This is a genomic window from Microbacterium sp. 01T413_2, assembly GCF_056398985.1.
The window spans coordinates 10759-23755 of the sequence record NZ_JBFTQL010000013.1; the positions used below are offsets into that span (position 1 = coordinate 10759).

Below are 12997 nucleotides of genomic sequence, written 5' to 3' on the forward strand. Positions count from 1 at the left end.
CTAGCCAGGCGCCTTCGCCTCGCACGCCTCGCGCGCGGCGAAGGCGCGGTCAGTCCAGCGGGGACCGCTCTGCGGACCGCTGTCCGTTCACGACCCCGGCCCACGCTGCGGCGGCCGCCCAGAAGACGATCAGCAGCCCGGTCAGGACGAACCCGAGCGCGTTCAGATCGAGCTCGCCCACGGCGCGCGCGAAGCCACTCGGGTGCGGCAGGCTCCGCAGCGCCACCCCCGCGAGCTCGGCGACGCCGATCACGAGCGCGACGACGATYGACACGCCCGTCACCAGCAGGTCGTAGCGCCGCATCGCCCGCTCGCGTCCGGTCGAGCCCCACGAGTATGCGCGCCGCGACATCGCCCCCTGAGCGGAGTCCAGCAGCGACATGCCCGCGGCGAACAGCACCGGGAGGATCAGGATCATCCGCCACGGCACGGCACGGGACGCTGCGGAGCCGGCGAGGGCCAGCAGACCGATCTCCGTCGCCGTGTCGAAGCCCAGGCCGAACAGCAGGCCCACGACGTACATCCGCGACGGTCGGTCGATCACGGCGTTGAGCCGGCCCACCAGCGCCCATGCGGGACCGCCGTGCCGATGATCGCCGGGCCGGCGACGGCGGCGCAGGGCGAGGATGTTCGCCCCCGCGATGACGAGCAGGAAGACGCCCGACACGACCGGACCGATGACGCCCGTCCAGACCTGCAGCGGCGAGTCCGGATCCGAGATTCCCGCGGCGAGCGCGCCGACACCTAACGCCAGTAGCACGCAGAGGACCGAGACGACGCTCGCGTGACCGAGGGAGAACCACAGGCCCACGCCCCGTGCCGGGCGCCCGCGCGCGAGGAGCTGCCGCGTCGTGTTGTCGATCGCGGCGATGTGGTCGGCGTCGAACGCATGCCGGAGTCCGAGCAGATACGCGGTGACCCCCAGCCCGATGCCGAGCGGAGATCCCGCGGACAGCAGCAGCGCACCCCATCCGAGAACGTGCAGCGCACCGACGACGTATGCGGTCGGGCTAGGCCTCATGGATCAGTTCCTTCCGCAGCGCGCCCCACCCCGTGCCGAGATCGCCGAGATGCGCAGCGTCGACGACCGATCGCACCACCAGCCCACCGCGCTCGGGGCGCAGCACAGCCATCCCGCTCGTGCGCCAGGGGGGATCCTGCTCCGCGGACTCACGCCCGATCAGAACCACGCTGTCGAGCACGCGGTCGGCACCGAGGATTCCGGGGATCGGGAAGCGCCCGTCCACGTCCAGGTGCTCGATCAGCACGGGCGCGCCGTGCACCGTGACCCCCGTGCGCGCCCGGATCGCGCCCCCGCGCTCCCCGACACGGCCCAGGACGAGCGTCTCGCGCAGCAGCAGCGCCGCACCGTCGCCGAGTTCCGCGTCCGTGCGACGGTCGACGTCGGCGCCGTCGGCGATGACGAAGGGCTGGCCGTGCCACGTGCAGATCCCGCGGTCGCCGATCTCGATGCGCGCCGTCCACGAGGCGCGTCTGCCCTCACCGTCATAGGCGACGGTGCCGCCGATGTCCTCCAGCTCGAGCGTGCAGTCCGCGCCGACCGAGATGCGCAGGTCGACGGCATCGCCCCCGAGCAGGAGCGCTCCCGCGGCGACGAGCCCGACGCGGGCGTAGCGCGGCCGGCGTTCCAGGATGCGTGCGGCGATCGCACCGGAGCGCAGCACGACGCGGGCACGATCGGCACCGGCTGCGACCTGGACGACCGTGATCGATGCGGTGACGGCGTCCGTCACCGGGATTCCGCGTGCGCGTGCACGTGCACCGCACCGTCATCGTGGCTGTGCACGTACCCGCCGGCCTCGCTGTCGTCGGCGTGGAAATGCGGTGCCATCGGACCCGGATCCTGGGGCTGATGCGCACCGGAGCGGTGCGCCGCGAGCATATCCAGGATCCAGCCCTTGAGCCGCGCGACCGAGTCCGGGTCTGTGCGCGAGAGCGCGAGAACCTCCCGCCCGTCCCGGGCGTCCGATGCGTCGCGCACCATCTGCGCCACGTCGACGCCGACGTACGGGGCGAGGTCGGTCTTGTTCACCACGAGCAGGTCGGCGCGCGCGATCCCCGGCCCGCCCTTGCGCGCGACGTCCCCACCGCCGGCGACGTCGAGCACGAAGATCTGAGCGTCCACCAGCGCCGGCGAGAAGGTCGCCGTCAGGTTGTCGCCGCCGGACTCGATGATCACGACATCGAGCGGCGCGAAGTCCTGCTCGACGTCCTCGACGGCGAGCAGGTTCGCCGTCACGTCGTCGCGGATCGCCGTGTGCGGGCATGCTCCGGTCTCCACCGCGCGGATCCGCTCGGGGTCCAGCACGCCCGCGGAGCGGAGGAAGCGCGCGTCCTCATCGGTGTAGATGTCGTTCGTGATCACGGCGAGCGCGATCTCATCCGCGAGAGCGCGGCAGGCCGTTGCGATGAGGGTGGACTTGCCCACCCCGACGGGGCCGGCGATGCCGAGGCGGAGGGCACGGGGAACGAGGGAATCAGGCACGGAACAACCTCCGGTTCGTGAGGGCGTGGGCTTCCGCCCAGCCCTCGGAGTGAGGGGCACTGCCGGCGGGGATGCCGGCGGGATCGGTCAGTTCGGCGACGGCGTCGACGAACTCCTCGACTGCGGTGCACGCAGCGAGGACCCAGCCGACGGGCACCGCGGGGTCGGTTGGGGCGAGCTTGAGCAGAGCCGCTGCGGCGGTCTGCGCGTCCTCGTAGACGAAGACCCGGACCAGGTCACGCGGATCCATGTCGGTCACCGCGGCGATCGCGCCGACGACCACCGGCCTCGGCGGGGCTGTCAGCTCGACGCATGCCCGCACGGCCTCGGCATCGGGCCAGAGCCGTGCAGCCAGGCGCAGGACACCTCGTCCGAGGAGCCGGGACGCCTCACGCTGCGCCGCGCTGGGGGTGCGCGCCGCCCAGTGATCGACGATCTCGTCGAGCCCCGGATCAGACGAGGCGTCACGCAGCCGGTGCCGTGCGACGACCGCCGTCCCGGCTTCCAGGAGGCTCGTGGTCCGCGCCCGCCCGACGAGGTACGCCGGTACCTCCTCCGCGGACATGCCCGCGAGAAGTGCGGGCTCGAGACCGGCCGAATGCGCGTGCCCGCCCGACGGCAGCCGGCCGTCGGCGAGCAGCATCGCGACGGTGAGCGACGCGGGGCGCGTCGACAGGAGTGCCGGAGCGGTCATGATCAGAACATCGCGTACAGCTGGGCGAGCGGAAGCCGATCCACAGGGGCGGGTACCACGGACTCGCCGTCGATCGAGATCGCGAACGTGTCGGGACGGATGTCGATCCGCGGGAGGGCGTCGTTGTTCTTCAGATCCGCCTTCGTGACCGCCCGGGTGCTCCGCACAGCGGCGAGCCGGCGGCGCAGGCCCAGACGCTCCTGGAGACCGTCGGCGAGCGCGGCGGGCGAGACGAACGACACCGACAGGTCGGCGCCGATCGCGTCCAGGAACGCGGGGCGCATCAGGACCGGCTGCGGCGTCGGGATGGACGCGTTCGGATCCCCCAGCGCGCCCCAGACCAGGCCGCCGCCCTTGATGACGACCTCGGGGCGCACGCCGAAGAAGCGCGGATCCCACAGCACGAGATCGGCGAGCTTGCCGACCTCGACGGATCCGACCTCGTGATCGATCCCGTGCCCGATGGCCGGGTTGATCGTGTACTTGGCGACGTATCGCCGGGCCCGCTCGTTGTCGGCGGGCAGGCTCTCGCTCAGCCGCCCGCGACGGTGCTTCATGACGTGCGCGACCTGCCAGGTGCGGGTGATGACCTCGCCGATCCGCCCCATCGCCTGGGCGTCGGAGGACGTGACCGAGAGCGCCCCCATATCGTGCAGGATGTCCTCGGCGGCGATCGTCGTGGCCCGGATCCGGGATTCCGCAAACGCCAGATCCTCCGGCACGGCCGGATTGAGATGGTGGCACACCATGAGCATGTCGAGGTGCTCGGCCACGGTGTTCACGGTGTGCGGCAGCGTCGGGTTGGTCGATCCGGGCAGCACGTTGGGCAGCGACGCGATCGCGAGGATGTCCGGAGCATGACCGCCGCCGGCGCCCTCGACGTGAAACGCATGGATGCCGCGCCCGCCGATGGCGTCGATGGTGGACTGCACATAGCCCGTCTCGTTGAGCGAGTCGGAGTGCAGCGCGACCTGCAGGCCCCACTCCTCGGCGGCCGTCAGCGCCGCGTCGATCGCTGCCGGAGTGGCACCCCAGTCCTCATGGATCTTGTATCCGGCGGCACCGGCGAGCGCCTGCTCGCGCAGCGCCTCCTGGGAGACCGTGCTGCCCTTGCCGAGCAGCAGCACATTGACCGGGAAGCGGTCCAGCGACCGGTGCATCGTCTCGAGGTGCCACGCGCCCGGGGTGACGGTCGTCGCCTTGGATCCCTCGGAGGGGCCGGTCCCGCCGCCGACGATCGTGGTGATCCCCGCTGCGAGAGCTTCGTGGATCTGCGACGGCGAGAGCAGGTGCACGTGCGAGTCGATCCCGCCGGCGGTGAGGATCCTTCCTTCGCCCGAGATCACGTCGGTCGAGGGGCCGATCACGAGATCGGGATGCACGCCATCGGCGATGTCCGGGTTGCCCGAGCGCCCCAGCGCGACGATCCGGCCGTCGCGCAGGCCGACGTCGGCGCGCACGATGCCCCACCAGTCGAGCACGATCGCGTTGGTGATCACGGTGTCCAGCGCGCCCTCGGCCCGGGTGGCGGTCGACTGCGCCATGGATTCGCGGATCGACTTGCCACCCCCGAACACGGCCTCCTCGCCGCCGACAGTGAGATCACGCTCGATCTCGATCCACAGATCGGTGTCGCCGAGGCGCACCTGATCGCCCGCGGTGGGGCCGTAGATGGACGCATAGCGCTCGCGGTCCAGACGCATCAGGCCCCCCTCCCCGTCTCGGCGTCGAGCGCCGGTTCGTCCGTGTTCCCCCGTTGCAGACCTGGCACTCGGCGCATCCCCGCGAGGGCGACGATCGCCAGTTCGCGAGACGCCCCCGGCTCGAACCGCTGCGACGTGCCCGACGGGATGTCCAGTCGGAAGCCATGCGCCGCGGCACGGTCGAAAGCGAGGGCGGTGTTGACGTCCGGCAGGTGCACGTGGGAGCCGACCTGGATGGGACGATCGCCGGTGTTCAGGAACACCAGGCTCTTCGCCGCATCCGCCGAGCTGCGCGCGTTCAGTTCGATCGATCCCGGCACGATGCGGTATGCGCCGGGCGCCTCTGCGGGAACGGACTGTTCCTCCGACCGCGCGGCGAGCGGCTCCTGAATCGGGTGGTGCACCGTCACCAGCTTGCGCCCATCCGGGAACGTGGCCTCGATCTGCACGTCGTGCAGCATCGTCGCGACCCCGGGCAGAACGTCGTCGGCGGTCAGCACCTCGCGCCCCTGCTGCATGAGATCTTCGACGAGTGCTCCCTCGCGCGCCCGCTCGATCACCCATGTGCTGAGCAGCGCCACGGTCTCCGGGTAGTTGAGCCGCACTCCGCGCGCCAGGCGGTCCCTCGCCACCATGCCCGCGACGGCCAGCAGGAGCTTCTCGGTCTCAGCCGGACTCACGTGCATGCAGGGCCTCCGATGTCAGGGAACATCGAGACTCTAAGCCTCCCGGGGTATCGGCTCGAGGTCGAACGTGTTTCCGCGGTGTTACGGATTCGGCCCGGTTCCCGGTCCCTCCGCCGGCGCGCCCGTCACTTGCGGTCCGTCTGGTCCTCGCCCGAGTCGGTCGGCTTCGAGTTGCGCTCGAATTCGCGCTCCCAATCGCGCAGCTCATCGCGGCCGACCAGTGAGTCCAGTGAGACTTGGAAATGAAGGGCTTTGCGAGCATTCACCTGCTTGACGTTGTCCAGCGCCTGCTGGGACACGGCATCCAGGGCCTCCTGCACCTCCTGGATCCGCTCGTCCGGGTCCTCCCACAGCTGCGGATTCTGCAAGATGTCCAGCAGGTAGTCGCGATCCAGCGCCGCAACCAGGCGGCCGAGCTTGTCGGTGTACTCGACCTCGGCGAGACCGCGCTGATCATCCGCGGCTCTCGCATCCAGCCGTGGGAACAGCTGCGACACGGTGCCGACGAGGGAGCCGATCGTGGTCGCCGTCCGCGCGGCGATCGCGTCCCCGGCGCCCAGTCGCGCATAGTCCTGCTGCAGGGCGCTCAATCGGGTGAGCCTGTCATTGACGGACGACGGGATCGCGGCGGGTTCCGCTCGGCGTCCGCGGCGTCGACGCAGCACGGTGATCGCCGTCACGATTCCCGCAGCGACGAGGGCTGCGACGATCCCCACAGGCAGCAACCATGCCACCGCCGGGCCCGCGGCTCCCGGGGTCGATTCGCTTTCCGGCACCGACGCCTCGATTCGCTGCACCGCCGCGGTGAGCGCGTTCGCGGTGTTCCCGTTCGCGCTGCCCTCCGCCTCGTTCGCGATCGACATCGCCTCATCCTTCGGGATCGTGCGCGACGTGGCCTGCAGGTCGGTGCCCATCGCGACCACGAGGGATCCATAGTGCGTTCCGTCGAAGAGCTTGTTGAGCAGGTACGTCGTGTACGGCGCCGAGTCCAAGTGCGCCTGGTCGGGCAGCACGACCACCGCGATGGAGCCGTCGGACGGCACCAGTTTCGCCAGCTGCGTCTGCAGTCCGCTCGCATTCGCGACATCCGGCGAGACGTAGACGGCCCCCTGCTGCAGATGGCTCGCAGCGTCGTCCAACCAGCCGCCGGACGGATCCGCGGCCGCTCCGGCGCCCGTGTGCTCGGTCATGCGCGCCTCACTAGAAGTTGTTGATCACCGAGGCGAACACGAGATCGATGCGCTGCGGATCCGAGGCGTCGAACATCTGCCCGCCGGTCGCCTCGGCGATCCGCTTCAGGGCGGTCTTGTCCGCGTCCGCGCCGTACGCGATCGCGAACACGCGCACCAGGGACTGGTCACCGCCCTCCTTCGCGTCCTTGCCGAGCTGCGCCACCAGAGAGTCCAGCGAGGTGTCGGAGTCGGTGTCCTGACCATCGGAGAGCAGCACGATCGCATTGATGCGGCCGGGTTCGGCGCGCGCGCTCATCGCCTTGTACGCCGTGAGCACGGCGTCGTACAACGGCGTGCCGGCGCGGTGCGCGTAATGCAGATCGTTGAGGGAGCCGCTCAACGACTCCCGGTCGGAGCCGAGCGGCGAGATGTCGCGCACGGCGAGCACGTTCTTACCGGCCGACGACTGCACCTCCGTGGTGAACGCCCACACCCCCACCTCGTCCGTGCCGCGGAAATGCTGCAGGTTCTGCTGCGCGCCGTCGATCGCGCCGTCCAGACGACTTCTTCCATCGCCGATCGAGTCGTCCATGGATCCGGAGATGTCGATGAGCTCCATCACCGAGGACGGCTTTCGCACCTGTGCCCACTGGTCCAGAGCCGCAGAGATCGTGCTCACGTCCGGCTTGGGCAGCGAGATAGCGGGCTGGGCAGGATCGATGCCGTTCTGCCTCGTGAACAGGTCGCCGAGGTCGGCCTTCTCGTCCAGCGGGCGGAAGCCGTAGGCCGGCAGCAGCTTCTGCGCCGCGGGTGTCTGCAGGAACGCGGCGAACGCCGTCCCCGCCGCGCGCTGGGCGTCGGTGACCCAGTCCGCTCCGAGCACGGTGATCGGGTCGTCGGACCACAGCGATCCACCGGACGGGTAGATCGCCACGAGCTTGTCCTTGGGCGGGGTGAGCTTCTCCCCCGGCTGCACGGTGTGCGAGTCGGGGTTTCCCAGGTTGTAGTTGATCAGCGAGGTCTCCTCCAGCGCCACGGCCGAGACGTAACCCGAGCCCTTCGCACCGTGCTGCGTCTCGTCGTACAGGCGGGACAGCACATTGCCGGTGGTGTCGCCGTAGTGGATCACGCACTCCTCGAACACCCGGGAGAAGTCGGCGGCGGCGTCCACGTCCGCGGGTGTCAGGTCGCTCGACTTCCCGCTCGCGGCGTAGGCCTGCATCAGGATCGTGGAGAGACCGGTCGTGGACGTGTTCGGGTTGGTCTTGGAGATCTTGAAGGATCCCCAGATCGGCTTGCCGACGCTGCCCCAGCCATCCGGGTTCTTGCACAGGTTCGCGAGATCGGCGATGCCCAGCTTCTTGTCCGGCCAGCCCAGCGCCTTGGCCATCGTCTCCGGCATGCCGAACACGATCGGCGTGCGCGCGAACGACGCCGGCTCTCCCACGAGAGAGGCCGAGGACGCCGCAGCGACGCGATCGGTCCACACCGTCGACGCCGGTGACCAGAGCGTCGGCCACAGGTCGCGATCCTTGGTCGGCCAGTCTCCGCCCTGGGTGAGATATGCCGCAGCGTTGCCCGATGACACGTTGACCGGGCGCACCGTCGCGCACGTCTTCAGGCCCTTGCTCTCGGCGGAGTCCTTGAACGCAGCGGCCAGTGCGTCCAGCATGTTGACCTTCTCCGACGACGTCGCGACCGCGACGTGCGTGCACCCGTCGTTCTCGAAGGAGGATCCGCTGGTGCTTCCGCTGCCGCCGTGGTCCGCGGTCGGCGTGCACGCGCTCACGATCAGCGCCACGATCGCTGCGCCCACCGTCGCCACGACGGCCACCGCCCGTCTCCTGCGGGCGGTCCCGCCGGAACGTCCCCCTCGTGCTGTGTCCATGCGCCCACACTAACCGAGCGCGTGTCCGCGTCAGTCGCGGATCTGAGCTCCGAACCGCTCGGTCGCGACGGCGACGCCGGCGAGCTTCGCCTCCGTCGCCTCTGCGGCGGTCAGCGTGCGATCGTCGGCTCGGAAGCGCAGCGCGAAGGTCAGGCTCTTGGATCCGTCCGGAACGCCCTCGCCACGGTAGTCGTCGACGAGGCGGACCGACTCGAGCAGCGCGCCTGCGCCCTCGGACAGGGCGGCGCTCACATCGGCGGCGGGGATCCCGGCGTCGAGCACGAGCGACACGTCCTGCGTCGCGGCGGGGTAGGTCGACAGCGATGCCGCGACCACGCGCTCCCCCGCCAGCGCCAGCACGCCGTCGAGGTCGAGCTCGAGCACCACCGCGCGTCCGGGCAGGTCTGCGTCGGCCGACACCTGGGGGTGCAGCTCGCCGACGTAGCCGACCTCGGTGCCGCGCACCTGCAGCACACCGGCGCGTCCCGGGTGAAGGGACGCACGGCTGCCCTGCACGACGTCGATCTCGACGCCCGCGGCATCCGCGATCACGCGCACGGCGTCGAGCGCCTCGCTGAGGCCGTACTCCTCGGCCGCACGCCCCGGCTGGCGCGGGGTGACGTGCCCGGTGAACAGGGCGGCGACGAGGCGGGCCTGCGGCGGGATCGAGGCGTCCAGCTCGGCGAGCTTCTCGTCCGAGGGCCGGACACCCAGCGGCGGCACCTCGTCGGTGCCGTAGACGACGCCCGGCTCCGGCAGGAACACGACGCCGGTCTCGAAGATCGCCAGATCCACGAGGCCGCGCGCGATGTTGCGATGCGCGATCTGCAGCAGCCCGGGGAGCAGGGAGCGCCGCAGGAACGGCGTCTGCCCGTCGAGCGGGTTCGCGAGGCGCACACCGGGAAGGCTCTCCCCGGAGGCGGAGCCGTGCAGGTCGTTCTGCTCCTGAGTGGTGAACGGGAACGCCGGGGTCTCCACGAGTCCTGCGGCGGCCAGGGCGTTCGCGACGCGGCGCCGGCCCTGCTGCAAGTCGGTCAGTCCGCGACCGGACGGCGGGGTCGGCAGCACGGACGGGATCCGGTCCAGTCCGTGGATGCGCGCGACCTCTTCGGCCAGCGACCATTTGTCGGTGAGGTCGGGGCGCCAGCTCGGCGGGATCACTACCCACCCGGTCCCTGAGCCTGTCGAAGGGTCGTCCGCCGTGACCTCGGCGCCGATCGTCTCGAGCGCGCCCGTGACCTCGTCGTCGGTGTAGTCCACCCCGATCAGGCCCTGCACGAAGCCGGCCGGAAGGTCGATGCCCTCGATGTAGACCTCGGCGAAGAGCGCGCCGCCCTCCTCCGTCAGGGTGCCGCCGGCGAGTTCGACCATGAGATCGGCGACGCGACGCGCGGCAGCGAACGGAATGAGCGGATCCACTCCGCGCTCGAAGCGCTTGGACGCCTCGCTGGGCAGCTTGTGCCGGCGGGCGGAGCGCGCGATCGTGATGGGGTCGAACGTCGCCGCCTCGATGAGCACGTTGCGCGTGGTGCCGCTCATCTCGGTCGTGCCGCCGCCCATGACGCCGGCGAGGCCGATCGGACCCGAGCCGTCGGTGATCAGGAGGTCCTCGGCGTGCAGGATCCGCTTCTGGCCGTCGAGCGTGACCATGGTCTCGCCCTGCGCAGCACGGCGGACCACGATGTTCCCGTCGAGCTTGTCCAGGTCGTAGCCGTGCACGGGGTTGCCGAGCTCGAGCATCACGTAGTTGGTGATGTCGATGAGCACGCCGAGCGAGCGCATACCCGCGAGGGTGAGGCGCGCGATCATCCACGGCGGAGTGGGACGGGACGGATCCACGCCGCGCACCACGCGGGTGACGAACTCGGTCGCGCCGGTGGCGCCGCGAATGGGAGCCGTGTCCTCGACGACCGCGGTGCGGCCGCTGCCGGGCTGCAGCTCGGCGAAGTCGCGGTCGGCGGGGTCGCGGAAGGCGGCTCCGGTCGCGTGCGCGTACTCGCGGGCGATGCCGCGGAGCGAKAACGCGTAGCCGCGGTCGGGCGTGACGTTCACGTCGACGGCGACGTCGTCGAGTCCGAGGAGGGCGATCGCGTCGGTGCCGACAGGGGCGTCGATGCCGAGTTCGGAGAGGATCAGGATCCCGTTGTGCTCATCGCCGAGACCGAGCTCGCGGGCCGAGGCGATCATGCCGTCGGAGACATGCCCGTAGGTCTTGCGCGCGGCGATCGGGAAAGGCCCGGGCAGCACGGCGCCGGGCAGGGTCACGACGACCTTGTCCCCCACTGCGAAGTTGCTCGCGCCGCAGACGATGCCGCGGACGCCGCCGTTCGCCTCGCCCACGTCGACCTGGCACCAGCGGATGGTCTTGCCGTTGGACTGCGGCTCCTCCTCGAAGGAGAGCACCTGCCCGACGACGACCGGGCCGGAGATGTCGAAGCCGTGCAGCTCCTCCTCCTCGAAGCCCACGGAGACGAGCGCCGCGAAGACGTCGTCCGGCGTGACCGTCTCGGCCACATCCACGTACTCACGCAGCCACGAAAGCGGGACGCGCATCACACCACCATCCCGAACTGCTCGCTGAAACGGACATCGCCCTCGGCCATGTCACGCATGTCCTGCACATCGCTGCGGAACATCAAGGCGCGCTCGACGCCCATGCCGAACGCGAAGCCGCTGTACACATCGGGGTCGATCCCCGCCGCGCGCAGCACGTTGGGGTTGACCATGCCGCAGCCGCCCCACTCGATCCACCGCGCGCCGCCCTTGAAGGTCGGGTGCCACAGGTCGAGTTCGGCGGAGGGCTCCGTGAAGGGGAAGAAGTTCGTGCGGAAGCGGGTCTTCGCCTCCGGGCCGAAGAGCTGACGCGCGACGTGGTCGAGCGTGCCCTTGAGGTGCGCCATCGAGATGCCCTTGTCGACGACGAGGCCCTCGAACTGGGTGAACACCGGCAGGTGGGTGGCGTCGAACTCGTCGGTGCGGTAGACGCGCCCGGGGCACAGCACGTAGATGGGCACTTCGCGGTCGAGCATCGAGCGCACCTGCACGGGGCTGGTGTGCGTGCGCATCACGAGGTGACGCGACGGCGGATCCACGTAGAACGTGTCCTGCTCCTGACGTGCGGGGTGGTCGACGTCGAAGTTCAGCGCGTCGAAGTTGAACCACTCGTGCTCGAGCTCGGGGCCTTCGGCGATCTCCCAGCCCATGCCGACGAACACGTCGCTGATCTGCTCCTGCAGCAGCGTGAGCGGGTGCCGGGCGCCGACCCGGGTACGCGAGGCGACCGCGGTGATGTCGACGCGCTCGGCCTCGAGCCGCGCGGCGGTCTCGGCCTCGGCCAGCTCCGCCTCCTTGGCGGCGAGCGCCTGCGTGACGCGCCCGCGGCCCTGGCCGATGAGTTTTCCGAAGGCGGCCTTGTGCTCGGGAGCGACCTGGCGCATGGACGCGTTGAGGATCGCGAGCGGCGACCCCTCGGCGACGTGCGCAGCGCGTGCGGCCTTCAGCTCGGCGGTGTCGGCCGCGGACCCGATCGCGGCGAGCGCGGCCTCGACGGCGGTCTCCACCGCCTCGGGGGTGATCTGTGCTGCTTCGGAAGCGCGAGGGGAAGTCTGTGCGTTGTCGGACACGAGAACCGAGTCTACCGGCGCGGCGGCATCCGCCCCGCCCGCCACCGATCGCTCAGAGCGGCCCGAACATCTCCGTGCGCTCTGTCGGCGCCCACGACAGACGCTCGCGCTCCAGGGTCGTTGCGAGGCGAGGATTCCTCTGCGTCTGCCGTCGCAGGATCTGCCTGCTGCGGCCGACGATCGAGGGCGGCACGACGAAGACCGAGACGAGCAGGAGCACCATGCCGAGTTCGACGAGCACCGGCACCAGCACCCGGCCGCTCGTCAGGGCGCCGATCGCGAGGAACACCGTGAAGACGCACAGGATCCCTCCGGCCGCCCACAGCCCGCTCCGCAGACTCCCCGGGCCGCGGACGGACAGGGAGGTCCCCGGCCTCGGCACCCAACGCCGCACGCGCTGCAGGAACCATCCGCCGGCCGCCGCGAGGACAAGGCCGACGATCATCCATGGCATGGTCGACAGCGTTCGGCCGGTGACGGCGACCATCACCCCTGCGAACAGAACGGCCGAGATGCCCACGCTCAGAAGCGCCGCCCACATGCCGGCCGCCGCAGCCCGCGCATCCGCGATCTCCCGCAGCCGGGTGGAGAACTCCGGTGCGTACTGCTTCCCCAGCTCCGGATCGAGCCACTGAGCGAGCGTGCGGCTCGATGCGGGCGGGTACGCGGAGACCGGTTCGACGTGCACCATGACCGCGAGGCTACAGGGCGCCTCGGTCGGCGTG

Annotated in this window: 11 protein-coding genes; all 11 read right to left on the bottom strand. The window is 70.6% G+C overall.

The window, feature by feature from the left end:
* Window positions 1-49: 49 nt before the first annotated feature.
* Entirely contained in the window at window positions 50-1021 is a 972-nt protein-coding gene (locus AC1DMN_RS08840) for a HoxN/HupN/NixA family nickel/cobalt transporter (RefSeq protein ID WP_477229348.1), read from the bottom strand.
* Window positions 1011-1754 (bottom strand): urease accessory protein UreD, encoded by a 744-nt coding sequence (locus AC1DMN_RS08845; RefSeq protein WP_477229349.1) that lies wholly within the window; start codon window positions 1752-1754, stop codon window positions 1011-1013. The genes AC1DMN_RS08840 and AC1DMN_RS08845 overlap by 11 nt, the downstream gene beginning before the upstream one ends.
* The gene (gene ureG / locus AC1DMN_RS08850; protein WP_477229350.1) at window positions 1751-2506 is read right to left on the bottom strand and encodes an urease accessory protein UreG; all 756 of its coding nucleotides are present in this window, start codon (window positions 2504-2506) and stop codon (window positions 1751-1753) included. The genes AC1DMN_RS08845 and ureG overlap by 4 nt, the downstream gene beginning before the upstream one ends.
* Window positions 2499-3200 (bottom strand): urease accessory protein UreF, encoded by a 702-nt coding sequence (locus tag AC1DMN_RS08855; RefSeq protein ID WP_441976163.1) that lies wholly within the window; start codon window positions 3198-3200, stop codon window positions 2499-2501. The genes ureG and AC1DMN_RS08855 overlap by 8 nt, the downstream gene beginning before the upstream one ends.
* Before the next feature lie 2 nt (window positions 3201-3202).
* Window positions 3203-4903 carry an urease subunit alpha gene (locus AC1DMN_RS08860; protein WP_477229351.1) on the bottom strand — a complete coding sequence of 567 codons (1701 nt, stop codon included), beginning with the start codon at window positions 4901-4903 and terminating at the stop codon, window positions 3203-3205.
* Window positions 4903-5589 carry an urease subunit gamma gene (locus tag AC1DMN_RS08865; RefSeq protein WP_477229352.1) on the bottom strand — a complete coding sequence of 229 codons (687 nt, stop codon included), beginning with the start codon at window positions 5587-5589 and terminating at the stop codon, window positions 4903-4905. The genes AC1DMN_RS08860 and AC1DMN_RS08865 overlap by 1 nt, the downstream gene beginning before the upstream one ends.
* Before the next feature lie 125 nt (window positions 5590-5714).
* Window positions 5715-6779: a hypothetical protein gene (locus AC1DMN_RS08870; protein WP_477229353.1), complete on the bottom strand. Its 1065-nt coding sequence runs from the start codon at window positions 6777-6779 to the stop codon at window positions 5715-5717.
* A 10-nt stretch (window positions 6780-6789) separates the two neighbouring features.
* Window positions 6790-8649 (bottom strand): substrate-binding and vWA domain-containing protein, encoded by a 1860-nt coding sequence (locus tag AC1DMN_RS08875; protein ID WP_477229354.1) that lies wholly within the window; start codon window positions 8647-8649, stop codon window positions 6790-6792.
* A gap of 30 nt (window positions 8650-8679) precedes the next feature.
* Window positions 8680-11202, bottom strand: coding sequence for a phenylalanine--tRNA ligase subunit beta (pheT, locus tag AC1DMN_RS08880; RefSeq protein WP_477384118.1), 2523 nt, complete (start codon window positions 11200-11202; stop codon window positions 8680-8682).
* Entirely contained in the window at window positions 11202-12272 is a 1071-nt protein-coding gene (pheS, locus tag AC1DMN_RS08885; protein ID WP_440734458.1) for a phenylalanine--tRNA ligase subunit alpha, read from the bottom strand. The genes pheT and pheS overlap by 1 nt, the downstream gene beginning before the upstream one ends.
* 52 nt (window positions 12273-12324) lie before the next feature.
* Window positions 12325-12963 (bottom strand): hypothetical protein, encoded by a 639-nt coding sequence (locus AC1DMN_RS08890; RefSeq protein WP_477229356.1) that lies wholly within the window; start codon window positions 12961-12963, stop codon window positions 12325-12327.
* Between the last annotated feature and the right edge of the window lie 34 nt (window positions 12964-12997).

Excerpts from the sequence above, each read along its gene's own strand:
- AC1DMN_RS08855 (WP_441976163.1), bottom strand. The coding sequence starts at position 3,200 with ATGACCGCTCCGGCACTCCTGTCGACGCGCCCCGCGTCGCTCACCGTC.
- AC1DMN_RS08860 (WP_477229351.1), bottom strand. The coding sequence starts at position 4,903 with ATGCGTCTGGACCGCGAGCGCTATGCGTCCATCTACGGCCCCACCGCG.
- AC1DMN_RS08865 (WP_477229352.1), bottom strand. The coding sequence starts at position 5,589 with ATGCACGTGAGTCCGGCTGAGACCGAGAAGCTCCTGCTGGCCGTCGCG.
- AC1DMN_RS08870 (WP_477229353.1), bottom strand. The coding sequence starts at position 6,779 with ATGACCGAGCACACGGGCGCCGGAGCGGCCGCGGATCCGTCCGGCGGC.
- AC1DMN_RS08875 (WP_477229354.1), bottom strand. The coding sequence starts at position 8,649 with ATGGACACAGCACGAGGGGGACGTTCCGGCGGGACCGCCCGCAGGAGA.
- AC1DMN_RS08890 (WP_477229356.1), bottom strand. The coding sequence starts at position 12,963 with ATGGTGCACGTCGAACCGGTCTCCGCGTACCCGCCCGCATCGAGCCGC.